Raw genomic sequence first — 12,336 nt, 5'->3', positions numbered from 1 at the left:
CGAGCGCCAGGCGTCACCGGCATCAGATATACAGGAGGACACCTTGAGCGAAATCCAAGAAACCGAACCGCAGCGTTGGGAGTATTTCGTCACCCCATTGCTGCTTCATAACGAAGCGCAGATTCTCAACAACTGGGGTGGGCAGGGCTGGGAACTGGTGCAGATTATCGCTGGTCCTGCCGGCGGAAACGTTGCGTATATGAAGAGAAAGGCCTGATCCTTGTCCGTTATTGAAGATCGTCTTCGCGAACTCGGCTACGAAGTACCGTCAGTTGCAGCTCCCGTAGCCGCGTATGTACCCGCGTTGCGCCGTGGCAACTTGGTCTACACGAGCGGCCAGCTTCCGTTCGTCGACGGGACGTTGCCCGCGACCGGTAAAGTCGGCGACGGCGAGGGTTTGGTCTCGGCAGAGCAGGCCGAAGACCTTGCTCGTCAGTGCGCACTCAACGGGCTCGCCGCCGCGCGTGGCGTGTTGGGTTCACTCGACAAGATCACCCAGGTGGTGAAGGTTACGGCCTTTGTGGCCTCGGACCCCTCCTTCACCGCGCAACCGGCGGTCGCAAATGGGGCTTCCGTGTTTCTGGGCCGCGTATTCGGGGACATCGGTATCCATGTGCGATCTGCCGTGGGAGTGGCGGTTCTGCCCCTCGATGCGCCGGTCGAGATTGAGTTTGTGTTCGAGGTTGCAGACTAGTTCTTGAACGCAAAAACGGGGGTGGATCACGCAGCGTGATCCACCCCCGTTTTTGCGCGCGGCTACAGGGCCGCTTGCTCGCTGCGCACTCGCTGTGAAATGACCTGCATCACTGAGGTATCGGCGAGCGTGGTCGTGTCACCGATGTCGCGACCTTCGGCCGCATCTTTGAGGAGGCGTCGCATGATCTTGCCCGAGCGAGTCTTCGGAAGCTCGTTCACGACGAAGACCTGACGCGGGCGGGCGATCGCACCGATGGCTCCCGCGACGTGCTTCTTCAGAACGGCCTCCGCATCCTCTTCGGTCAGAAGCTGCTGCTGTGATTTCAAAATCACAAATGCCACAACAGCCTGGCCAGTCGTCTCATCATCGGCACCCACAACGGCCGCCTCGGCGACCGCGTGATGCTCGACTAGCGCCGACTCGATCTCGGCGGTCGAGAGTCGATGTCCCGACACGTTCATGACGTCGTCGACGCGGCCGAGGAGCCAGAGGTCACCGTCCTCGTCCACCCGAGCGCCGTCGCCAGCGAAGTAGCGATCATCGAACTTCGACCAGTAGGTATCGACGAAGCGATCGGGATCTCCCCAAATGGTGCGCACCATGCTCGGCCACGGGCGAGCAACGGAGAGCAGCCCGCCTTGGCCGCGATCCACTCGGTTTCCCGCGTCGTCGACGACATCGATCGAGATGCCCGGCTGTGGAACCTGCGCGCTCCCCGGCTTCGCTGCGGTGAGTCCGGGGAGTTGGGCGATCATGATGGCCCCGGTCTCGGTCTGCCACCAGGTATCGACAATCGGAGCTTTCCCGCCGCCGATGACCTCGTGGTACCAGCGCCACGCTTCGGGGTTGATCGGCTCACCGACGCTTCCGAGCACGCGAATGCTCGAGAGGTCGTACTGCTCGGGAACCTGGCGGCCGACCTTCATGAACGAGCGGATCGCGGTGGGCGCGGTGTACAAAATGCTGACGCGGTACTTCTGCACAATCTCCCACCAGCGACCCCAGTCGGGGGTGTCTGGGGTGCCCTCGTAAATCACTTGGGTAGCGCCGTTCGCGAGTGGCGCGTAGACCACATAGCTGTGGCCGGTGATCCACCCGACGTCAGCGGTGCACCAGTACACGTCGGACTCTGGCTTCAGATCGAACACGTCCCGATGGGTTGTGCTTGTCTGGGTGAGGTAACCACCTGAGGTGTGCAGGATGCCTTTCGGTTTGCCCGTGGTGCCCGAGGTGTAGAGAATAAAAAGAGGATTCTCGGCGGGGAAACCCTGGGGCTCATGTTCCCCCTCGTACGCGGTGATCTCTTCGTGCCACCACAGGTCCCGACCCGCGACCATGTCAATATCGTTGCTCGTCCGCTGGACCACGAGCACCTTGTGAACTGAGAGTGGCCGGCCGTCGCCCGGGAGCGCAAGAGCATCGTCGACCGTGGGCTTGAGAGCTGAAACTCGGCCCTTGCGGTAGCCACCATCGGCGGTGATGATGAGTTCAGCCTGCGCGTCATCGATGCGCGACCGCAGGCTTTCCGCACTGAACCCGCCAAACACGACGGAGTGTGCCGCACCGAGACGCGCGACCGCGAGCATGGCAATGACCGTTTCCGGAATCATGGGCATGTAGATGGCGACGCGGTCGCCCGGCGCGACACCCAGCGCTGTAAGCATGTTCGCGGCGCGCTTCACCTCGTGCGTGAGCTCCCCATAGGTAATCGTTCGGGTGTCGCCCGGTTCACCCTCAAAATGGATCGCAACCCGGTCACCCAGCCCATTCGCGACGTGGCGGTCGAGACAGTTCGCGGTGACATTTAATTCACCGTCAGCGAACCACTGCGCGAAAGGGGGATTTGACCAGTCGAGTGCTTCCGTGAAGGGCTTCGTCCATTGCAGTGTGCGTGCCTGCTCGGCCCAGTATGCCTCAGGGTCTTCGGCCGCTTTCCAATAGATCGATGGATCATTCAGATTGGCCTGAGACTTGAATTCGATGCTCGGCGGATACGTCTCAACGCTGAGTGAATGGCTTTCGATCTTGCCGTGGTCGGTCATGTCGGTCATGAAGCAGTCATCCTGTCTGTCTGATCCTGCACGTCCCTGTGCGTAGCGCACACCGGTGTGCGTGTGCTCGAAAGCTTAAAATATATTTCTTATCGTGGCAACTTGCCGAGGTCGGTTTAGCTCCGCTCAGACCCGACTGAGTGCGCGTATCATCCGCTCACCGGTCAGAACTTCGCGCACAGCTCCCTGGCTTTTCCACAGATTCTCATCTGGGAGACGGAAGCGTCCCTGGAACCGCTTGGCTGAGACAATGCCAGCCTTGAGTGACACACGTGCCCCAGCTTCGCCCATTCGACCGCCGCCCGAACGTCCGTCGGGAAGATCCGCCGCGCTCTCGCTCGAGGCGCGGAGGGCGTTCGGAGGGCTGCTCCCTCTCATCGATGAGCCGGAGCTTCGAGACATACTCATCCAGGTGTCCGCGGGGGTCGGGCGACTCTGGGTAGATGCGGGCGGAGCGCTGCAGCGGGTGGAGAGTTGGCAGGTTGCGCCCGACACCGTGAGACGACTCGCCGTGGCGCTGATCGCAGCCGGGGGTCGACATCTCGACGAGATGAATCCGGTCGCGAACGTGCGTCTCGGCGACGGAATCAGGGTGCATGCGGTCTTGCCGCCAGTGTCGGCTCACGGAGCTGCGGTCTCGGTTCGCGTGCCACGGCTGGAGCCGCTCAGCTTCGACGCACTCGTGCGGGGCGGCTTGTGTTCAGATGCGCATGATCGGTGGCTGCGACTCGCGGTCTGCCATCGAAAGAATCTGCTCATCACGGGCGGGACGGGGAGCGGGAAGACGACGGTTTTGGGGGCGCTGCTCGATCTCGCTCCCGCTCACGAGCGCATCGTGACGATCGAAGACCTCGTCGAGTTGAGGCTTCGGCACCCTCACCATGTCTCGCTCGAAGCTCGGCAATCAAATGCGGAGGGTGTGGGGGAATTTTCCCTCGAACGCCTCCTTCGGGAGTCGCTTCGGATGCGGCCTGATCGGCTGGTGCTGGGTGAATGTCGGGGCGCCGAAGTTGCGACGCTACTTGCCGCGTTCAATACCGGACACGATGGAGGGGCAGGCACCCTGCACGCGAGCCGGCTTGCAGACGTGCCGTCACGGCTGGAGGCATTGGGTGCGCTTGCGTCGTTGAGCCCAGAGTCGCTCGCCAGGCAGGCGGCCTCAGCATTGCATGCTGTTGTGCACGTCGAGCGTTGTCAGGAGGGAACGCACCGCGTTGCAGCGATCGGCCGCTTCGTGGTGCGCGAGGGACTGCTTACTGTCGTAGATATCTCTGAGCCACGGAGCCCCGGTGAAGCTGACCCGCCTGCTTGAGGCGGGCATGCGCTTGCGTCGCAGGGTGCTCTGCCGCGACAGGTACAAGACCCCGAGCACATCTGTCAGAGGCACACAGGCCGCTGCAGGAGCTGCGGGACAGCTTTCTGCGGCGAGCGTGCTCGGGCAGGCGGCTTCCCTGTTGCGCGGCGGAGTGCCAAGCAGTCGTGTGTGGGCGGTGCTCGCCGCAGATGGCATCCGACCGCCTAAACCTGAAGGCCCTGAATGGCGAGTGGTGCTGGCGGCCTGGCGTCTGGCAGAAGAGAGTGGCGCACCCTTCGCGGCGGTTCTTGAGCGGCTCGCCGAGGCCCTGCGCTCCCTCGACCGGCTAGCCGAGCGGCGAGCAGTGTTGCTTGCTGGGCCGCGATCGACAATTCGGCTTGTCGCCGCGCTCCCGCTTGTCGCGTTGGCCACAGGTGCTCTGCTCGGTTTCGATCCACTACCTGTCCTGCTGAGTCCATCGGGTGCAATTCTCATAGCTCTCGGTCTGGGACTGCTCGCGCTGGGCGTCTGGTGGGCGCGGGCGATCGTCACTCGGCTCGAGCGAGTCGACTACGTCGCTGGGCTCGAATGCGAGCTCGCCTGGATTGCACTCGGAGGAGGCGCCCCGCCCGGGGTCGCGCTTCGACGTGTGGCGGATTGTGCGGACGCGGCGAGCGCGGAGTGGGTACAACTCGACAGGCTTCGACGAGATGGTCCGGTTGTTGCTGTGTGCAGCGCGGCCGCGACGCTCGGTACCCCAGTCGGGCCTCTGTTGCTGGCGGAGGCGGAAGCCGCGCGAGGGCGAGCGCAGTCGGATTTGGAGCGCGCGGCTGAGCGGCTAGGGGTGCACGTCCTTCTTCCGCTCGCGATATGTGTGCTGCCGTCGTTTGTGCTCCTCGGGGTGACACCCGTGCTGCTCTCCGTGTTGGGGGGAGTAACGCGCTAACCGGCCCGGTCAATCCTCGCGCACAGCGACCGTAGATCCTCGCCTTGTCCACAGTTTCGGGCTATCGGCTCGATCCGCGCACGCCATTGGGGAGTCCCGAGACACGATGGATATACCGGCAATTGCCGGGGCCGTGCCCGATGAAAGGTAGCAGTATGAGCACTTCACTCACCCTCGTGGTTGACAATTCGGCGGCGACGCAAAACGCACGGAGTAGTGCGCAATCTGGTTCCGAGCTTGACCCGGCGAAACCCTCGCACTGGGTGCATGCCGGTTGGACTCATCGTCAGCCCCGGCGACGTAGGCTGCTGGGCACCACGCGCTCGCGGATGGCGCAGTGGCGCAGGGAGGCACTGGCGCGCAGTGACCGCGGTGCGGTGACTGCCGAATACGCGATTGTCATCATGGCGGCGGTAGCTTTTGCTGGGCTTCTCGTAGCGATCATGCGTTCGGGCGAGATTCGCGCCATGCTGGTTGATCTCGTTCAGAACGCACTCGGCTCGGCGGGGTAAGGCGTGCGAGAGCGAGTGCTGCCGGTTAACCGTGCCAGTGACTCCGACCGTGGCGCTGTGACCGCGGAGTTCGCGGTAGTCTTGCCGGCCGCACTGATCGTACTTGTGCTCATCATCGGGTCGATCCTGCTCGCGGCTCAGCAACTGACTTTGACCTCCGCTGCAGGCGATGTGGCCAGGCTCGAAGCCCGGGGGGATTCTGCGACAGCGGCAGTGCGGCTGTCGCAGCTGCTGCCCGGTGTCACGGTCAATGTGACTCGCCAGGTTCGCGGATCACTGCACTGTGTTGCGCTGAGTGCACAGCCGGCGGTCGGCCTGCTCTCCGCGCTGCAGATCTCTGCCTCAGGCTGTGCTGCGCGAAGCGCGGAAGGGCCCGCGGAGATCTCAGATACGCGGCGAGACGTGCGTTGAGCGCCCCACTACTCATCGCCTGCGCTGCCACCTCACTGGCACTCGGCCTTCCGGTGATCGCTGGGGCCGCTGCACTTGACACACGCCATCGACTCGCAGCCGCGGCTGACTCGGCCGTGCTAGCCGCTGCCGATGCAGCGGGCGGGTGGATCGCAGCAGATCCGTGCGCACTTGCAACGGAGGTCGCGTCGGCGGCCTCAGTCTCGCTCGCGGAATGCACAATAGACGTCACTACGGGCGTGGCGACAGTGGTCGCGGAGGCCCGTACAGCGCTCGGGGTGGTCGTGATCCGCACCCGCGCCGGGCCAGCGGGCATAGAGTAAGGGAGAGTGAAGAGCGCCTGTTTACGCGAGGAAGACTGCGTGGCGGAGCCTGACTGGCCGAACTTTCACCCTTTGGTGTGTATCGTGTCGAAGCAGAACCCTCTTGCGTGAGCCCCGAAAGCTGTGGGCGCACAGAAACCTACGCATGAATAAAGGAGCGCCGTGACGGCCAAGAAGCTCGTGATAGTCGAGTCTCCCACCAAGGCAAAGACTATTGGCGGGTACCTCGGTGATGGCTACGAGGTGATTGCCTCAGTTGGTCACATCAGAGACCTTGCCGAACCCTCAGAGCTGCCGGTCGAACTCAAAAAGGGACCGTTCGGCAAATTCGCGGTTGATGTGGAAAACGGTTTCGCGCCGTACTACGTCGTGAATGCGAATAAGAAGAAGACGGTGAGTGAGCTGAAGCGCGCACTGAAGGGAGCGGACGAGCTCTGGCTCGCAACGGATGAGGACCGCGAAGGTGAGGCCATCGCGTGGCACCTGCTTGAGGTTTTGAGCCCCAAGGTCCCCGTTCGGCGGATGGTCTTTCATGAGATCACCAAGGAAGCGATCGAGCAGGCCAAGGCGAATACCCGCGACATCGACCTGGCGCTGGTTGACGCGCAGGAGACGCGTCGCATTCTAGATCGCCTCTACGGGTACGATATCTCGCCTGTGTTGTGGCGTAAGGTCGCTCCGAAGCTTTCCGCCGGTCGAGTGCAATCTGCTGCTACGCGACTCGTTGTGGACCGGGAACGGGAGCGTCGAGCATTTGTTTCGGCGTCGTACTGGGACCTGACGGCAACATTCCAGCCCGCCGAAGGTGCGCCCGACGCGACTGATTTCGAGGCAAAGTTGGTGAGGCTCGACAAGTTGCGGCTCGCCACCGGAGGCGACTTCACCGATGCCGGTGAGTTGAAGGCGAAAGCACAGTCAGCTGGAGTGGTCCTGCTCCAACAGGAACGCGCCGAGCGGCTCCAAGCTCTCCTGGCTGCGGGGTCCGAGGCACGCGTCGTCTCGATCGACACCAAACCGCACACCCGACGGCCCGCACCGCCATTCACCACGTCGACCTTGCAGCAGGAGGCATCGCGAAAGCTTCGCTATAGCTCGCGTCAGACGATGTCGTTCGCCCAGTCGTTGTACGAGAACGGCCACATCACTTATATGCGAACGGATTCGCCCACGCTGTCGAAGCAGGCCATTTCAGCGGCCCGCACCCAGGCGGCAGAACTCTACGGCGCACAGACCGTTCCAGAGGCCCCACGCGTATACGCAGGAAAGGCGAAGGGGGCACAGGAAGCGCACGAAGCTATCCGCCCCGCAGGTGACCATTTTCAGCGCCCCAGCGATCTGAAGAGCAAGCTCACCCAGGGTGAGTTCGCGCTGTACGACCTGATTTGGAAGCGCACGGTTGCAAGTCAGATGGCAGACGCGAAGGGATCCACCGACACGGTGACGTTGAGCGTGACTCTTGACGAAGCAGGCCAATCCTCGCCAACCGAGGCCGAGTTCACCGCCAGCGGCACCGTCATCACCTTCCCCGGATTTCTTCTCGCCTACGAAGAAGGACGCGATGAGAAGCGCGGCGAGACGGAGAAGAATGTGGCGCTCCCGCAACTCGCGGAGCAACAAGTGCTTCAGGTCACCAGCCCCGTGGCAAAGGGCCATGAGACCAGCCCGCCACCTCGCTTCACCGAGGCGAGCCTCACCAAGAGACTGGAAGAGCTCGGCATCGGTCGGCCCTCGACCTACGCCGCTATCATCAGCACCATCAGTGACCGAGGGTACGTGACGAAAAAGGGACAGGCGCTCGTTCCCAGTTGGATCGCCTTCTCGGTCGTGCGTCTCCTCGAGGAGCACTTCTCAGCCCTCGTGGACTACGACTTCACCGCCGAGATGGAAAGCGACCTCGACCGAATCGCGGCGGGTGAGGCCGACCGAAGCACCTGGCTGAAGGAGTTCTACCACGGCCATGGAGATCACCCTGGCCTCCGCGGCGTAGTTGATAACCTGGGTGAGATCGATGCGCGGGCAATTAACACGATCCGTATCGACGACGCGATCTCGCTGCGAAACGGTAAGTATGGTCCCTACCTCGAAGTTTTCGACGACAAGTGCGAAGTGGGAGAAGACGGGGCACTCAAACCGCGTAGCGTGAACATTCCCGATGGTCTCGCGCCCGATGAACTCACGACTGCGCGGGCTCACGAGCTCGCGGATGCCGAGCCCGCAGAAGACCGCGTGGTGGGGCTCCACCCTGAGACGGGCAAGCGCATCATTGCGAAGAACGGCCGTTTCGGGCCGTATGTGACCGAGCTCCCAGACGAAGGTGAAGAGCTCCCGAAGGGTGAAAAGCCCCGCACCGCTTCTCTGTTTAAGAGTATGGACCCAGCTACGATCGACCTCGACACGGCAGTCTCACTCATTGGTCTGCCCCGCGTCGTAGGTGTCGATGCGGAATCCGGTGCTGAGATCACGGCACAGAATGGTCGCTACGGGCCATATCTGAAGAAGGGTACCGATACTCGCTCGCTTACCAACGAAGACGAGATATTCTCAGTCGACCTGGCCGGAGCTCTTGAACTCTTCGCGCAGCCGAAGTATGGGGCTCGACGCGCCTCCAGTGCACTCAAAGAGTTCGAAGCTGACCCGGTAAGCGGAAAGCCAATCAAGGTCAAGGATGGCCGATTCGGCCCGTACGTCACCGACGGCGAGACGAACGCCACAATTCCCCGCGGTGACAGCGTGGAGGACATCAATTTTGAGCGTGCCGTCGAACTGCTTGCGATCAAGCGTGCGAAGGGGCCAGTGAAACGCAAAGCCCCTGCGAAGAAGGCTGCGGTTAAGAAGACTCCCGCGAAAAAGGCTCCCGCAAAGAAGAGCGCGGCCAAGTCGACGACCAAGAAAACAGTGGATCCGGTGCGTTCGGCCGCTGCGAAGAAGGCCGCCGAAACCCGCAAAGCGAACGCGGCCGCGAAGGCCGCCGCCGCGGAGGCTTGATCCACTATCGCGACATCTCACAAAGGAGCCCGGCTGTGAGCGGCATCTTCATTACTCTCGAAGGCGGAGACGGCGCTGGGAAGACGACGCAAGCCGAATTGCTTGCGAGTTGGTTGGAGGAGCGCGGACTCGAGGTCATTCAGACTCGCGAGCCCGGCGGCACCGTGCTCGGCGCGGCGCTGCGTGAACTGCTCCTGCATGGCGACCACGTAGATGAACGTGCCGAGGCGCTGATGTACGCCGCGGATCGTGCCCAGCACGTCTCAAAGGTCGTGCGCCCCGCGCTCGAACGCGGGGCCGCGGTGGTGCAGGACCGCTATATCGATTCGTCCCTCGCCTATCAGGGCGCTGGCCGGCCGTTGGATCTCGCTGAGGTTCGGCGTATCAGCGAGTGGGCGACTGGGGGGCTGTGGCCGCAACTCACCGTGCTTCTCGACGTTTCTCCCGAGCTCGCTCAGAATCGTCGCGAGGCGACGGGGGAGCGGGCTGACCGACTCGAGTCAGAGGCCGCCGAGTTTCACCGCGCGGTGCGCGAGGGCTTTCTCGAGCTCGCCAAAGCCGACCCCGACCGTTTCTTGGTGCTCGACGCAGCCCGCCCACGAGACGAGCTCCATGCGGAGATCATTGGGCAGGTCGCGCCGCTGCTCGCCTCGTAGTGGCCCGCGGGCTCGCGCCCGGGGCCACTGAGGTGCGAGCAGCTACTCCGAGATGCCGCGGCCGAGGCCGCCGCGCGCTGCCCGCCGCGCAGCTGCGTCCGCGGGGAGGTCGAGAGTGTCTTCGGCAATGATTGCTCCGAAGCGAGCTGGCAATGTGTCGCGGTGTGCGGCACCGAGCTCAGTGAGCGCAATGGTGAACTGATCTTGCACCTCAAGCGCCTGACCTACGGCATCGGTAACGCCGATGCGCAGCGCGGGATAACCGCGACCTTCGCACAACCCGCGGAACTTCACGTCTTCTTCCTGCGGTACCGAAACGAGCACGCGTCCCTGCGATTCGGAGAAGAGCGCTGCGGTTGCGTCGATGCCGTCGCGAGACAGGATCTCGTCAATCCAGACGCGCACGCCCACGCCAAAGCGCAGTGACCCTTCCGTCAGGGCCTGAGCGAGCCCGCCGTCGGAAAGGTCGATCGCGGCAGACAGCAACCCTCCCTGTGACGCGGCGTGCAACAATTCCGCGAGGTTACGCTCACCCGCAAGATCGACCTGCGGGGGCATGCCGCCGAGGTGGGAGTGAATCGCCTCGGCCCAGGCCGACCCGTCGAGCTCATCCCGAGTCGCGCCAAGAAGGTACAGGTGGTCGCCCGCATCCTGCCAGCCGCTCGGCACGCGCCGCGCGACGTCGTCGATGATGCCGAGCACACCGACCACGGGGGTGGGGTGGATCGGCTCGTCACCGGTCTGATTGTAAAAGGAGACGTTGCCGCCGGTGACGGGCACCTCGAGTGCCAGGCAGGCATCAGAGAGGCCCTCGACCGCGCGCGAGAACTGCCACATAACCTCGGGGTTCTCGGGGCTCCCAAAATTCAGGCAGTCGGTTACCGCCGTGGGCACCGCGCCCGAAGTCGCCACGTTACGGTATGCCTCCGCGAGCGCGAGCTGCGCGCCCGCATAGGGGTCAAGCTGGCAATAGCGGCCGTTCGCGTCGGTGGCGATCGCGACGCCGAGCCCGGTCTCCTCATCGACGCGGATCATGCCCGCCCCATCGGGGAAGGAGAGCGCGGTGTTGCCCAACACGTACTTGTCGTATTGATTCGTGATCCACGACACGTCCGCCTGATTTGGGGATGCGGCGACTGCAATGACCTGCGCGCGCAGCTCATTTGCGTTCGCCGCCCGAGGAAGACGAGAGGCAGAGTCGGCCTGTAACGCGTCGATCCACGCAGGGTAGGCAACCGGTCGCTCGTAGACCGGTCCGTCCACTGCCACTGTGGAGGGGTCAACGTTGACGATCTCTTCGCCGCGCCAGTTGATGATGAGTCGGTTCGTGTCAGTGACCTCGCCCAGAACGCTCGTCTCGACGTCCCACTTCGCGGTGACGGCGAGAAACGCATCGAGTTTCTCAGGCTTCACGATCGCCATCATGCGCTCCTGGCTCTCCGACATGAGGATCTCCTCCGCGGTAAGCGTGGGGTCGCGCAGCAGCACGCTGTCGAGCTCGACGAACATGCCACCGTCGCCGTTCGCGGCGAGCTCGGAGGTCGCACACGAGATGCCGGCTGCGCCAAGATCCTGGATACCCTCAACAAGTTCACCAGCGAAGAGCTCGAGGCAGCATTCGATGAGCACTTTCTCAGCAAACGGGTCGCCGACCTGCACGGCCGGACGCTTGGTCGGGCCGCCCTCACTGAAGCTGTCGGAGGCGAGGATCGAGGCGCCACCGATGCCGTCGCCACCGGTGCGGGCGCCGAAGAGCACGACCTTGTTGCCTAGGCCCGAGGCGTTGGCGGTGTGGAGGTCTTCGTGCCTGAGCACGCCCACGCCGAGCGCATTGACCAGCGGGTTGGCCTGGTATACCCCGTCAAACACGGTCTCGCCGCCGATGTTTGGCAATCCCAAGCAGTTCGCGTAGGAGGAAATGCCTGAGACGACGCCGTGCACGACGCGCGCGGTATCTGGGTGGTCGATGTCGCCGAAGCGCAGTTGATCCATGACGGCAACCGGACGGGCGCCCATCGAGATGATGTCGCGGATGATGCCACCTACGCCGGTCGCCGCGCCCTGGAACGGCTCGATGTACGACGGATGGTTGTGGCTTTCGACCTTGAAGGTGACTGCCCAACCCTCGCCGACGTCTATCACCCCGGCGTTCTCGCCCATACCGACCAGTAGACGCTCACGCATCTTGTCGTTGACTTTCTGGCCGAACTGGCGCAGGTACATCTTCGACGACTTGTATGAGCAGTGTTCGGACCACATGACCGAGTACATGGCGAGCTCGCCTGAGGTGGGGCGGCGGCCCAGAATCTGGCGGATCTCGGCGTATTCGTCGGCCTTCAGGCCGAGGGCCTCGAAGGGCTGCTCGCGATCAGGCGTCTCGCGGGCGTCAGAGACGGTGTCGGGGCGGGGTTCGACGGGCGCTGCAGAGGTGGTGTCAGTCACCCCTCTAGCCTACCTTTGC

Annotated in this window: 11 protein-coding genes; 9 read left to right on the top strand and 2 right to left on the bottom strand. The window is 63.4% G+C overall.

Translation table 11 applies throughout. The annotated features are described in order from the left end of the window. The first annotated feature begins 43 nt into the window (after positions 1 to 43). Both sp36 and ACTNFJ_RS08885 read left to right on the top strand, forming a co-directional pair. Positions 44 to 217, top strand: a complete 174-nt coding sequence (gene sp36, locus ACTNFJ_RS08890; protein ID WP_435905954.1) for a Sp36 family protein — start codon at positions 44 to 46, stop codon at positions 215 to 217. Between the two features lie 3 nt (positions 218 to 220). Further along, the gene (locus ACTNFJ_RS08885) at positions 221 to 694 is read left to right on the top strand and encodes a RidA family protein (RefSeq protein WP_435905953.1); all 474 of its coding nucleotides are present in this window, start codon (positions 221 to 223) and stop codon (positions 692 to 694) included. A gap of 62 nt (positions 695 to 756) precedes the next feature. Here ACTNFJ_RS08885 and acs read toward each other — a convergent pair whose 3' ends face one another. Beyond that, positions 757 to 2,748, bottom strand: coding sequence for an acetate--CoA ligase (acs, locus tag ACTNFJ_RS08880; RefSeq protein WP_435905952.1), 1,992 nt, complete (start codon positions 2,746 to 2,748; stop codon positions 757 to 759). 250 nt (positions 2,749 to 2,998) lie between these two features. On the opposite strand from acs, the gene ACTNFJ_RS08875 reads away from it, so the two are divergent. The 7 genes from ACTNFJ_RS08875 (at position 2,999) to tmk (ending at position 9,875) form a co-directional block, all read left to right on the top strand. Beyond that, entirely contained in the window at positions 2,999 to 4,060 is a 1,062-nt protein-coding gene (locus tag ACTNFJ_RS08875) for a TadA family conjugal transfer-associated ATPase (protein ID WP_435905951.1), read from the top strand. Beyond that, positions 4,038 to 4,988, top strand: a complete 951-nt coding sequence (locus ACTNFJ_RS08870) for a type II secretion system F family protein (protein WP_435905950.1) — start codon at positions 4,038 to 4,040, stop codon at positions 4,986 to 4,988. Before ACTNFJ_RS08875 ends, ACTNFJ_RS08870 begins: the two co-directional genes overlap by 23 nt. A gap of 155 nt (positions 4,989 to 5,143) precedes the next feature. Continuing rightward, entirely contained in the window at positions 5,144 to 5,500 is a 357-nt protein-coding gene (locus tag ACTNFJ_RS08865) for a DUF4244 domain-containing protein (RefSeq protein WP_435905949.1), read from the top strand. Between the two features lie 57 nt (positions 5,501 to 5,557). Continuing rightward, positions 5,558 to 5,911 (top strand): TadE family type IV pilus minor pilin, encoded by a 354-nt coding sequence (locus tag ACTNFJ_RS08860; protein WP_435905948.1) that lies wholly within the window; start codon positions 5,558 to 5,560, stop codon positions 5,909 to 5,911. Further along, entirely contained in the window at positions 5,908 to 6,234 is a 327-nt protein-coding gene (locus ACTNFJ_RS08855) for a helicase (protein WP_435905947.1), read from the top strand. Before ACTNFJ_RS08860 ends, ACTNFJ_RS08855 begins: the two co-directional genes overlap by 4 nt. 162 nt (positions 6,235 to 6,396) lie before the next feature. Then, positions 6,397 to 9,219 carry a type I DNA topoisomerase gene (gene topA, locus ACTNFJ_RS08850; RefSeq protein ID WP_435905946.1) on the top strand — a complete coding sequence of 941 codons (2,823 nt, stop codon included), beginning with the start codon at positions 6,397 to 6,399 and terminating at the stop codon, positions 9,217 to 9,219. Between the two features lie 35 nt (positions 9,220 to 9,254). Further along, positions 9,255 to 9,875, top strand: a complete 621-nt coding sequence (gene tmk, locus ACTNFJ_RS08845) for a dTMP kinase (protein WP_435905945.1) — start codon at positions 9,255 to 9,257, stop codon at positions 9,873 to 9,875. Between the two features lie 42 nt (positions 9,876 to 9,917). Here tmk and purL read toward each other — a convergent pair whose 3' ends face one another. Next, positions 9,918 to 12,317, bottom strand: a complete 2,400-nt coding sequence (gene purL, locus ACTNFJ_RS08840) for a phosphoribosylformylglycinamidine synthase subunit PurL (RefSeq protein WP_435905944.1) — start codon at positions 12,315 to 12,317, stop codon at positions 9,918 to 9,920. Positions 12,318 to 12,336 lie beyond the last annotated feature (19 nt).

This window comes from Leucobacter shiyiweii (assembly GCF_052446065.1).
Lineage (GTDB): Bacteria > Actinomycetota > Actinomycetes > Actinomycetales > Microbacteriaceae > Leucobacter.
Note: the sequence above shows the minus strand (reverse complement) of the source record. Positions and strands in the feature narration are given on the sequence as shown.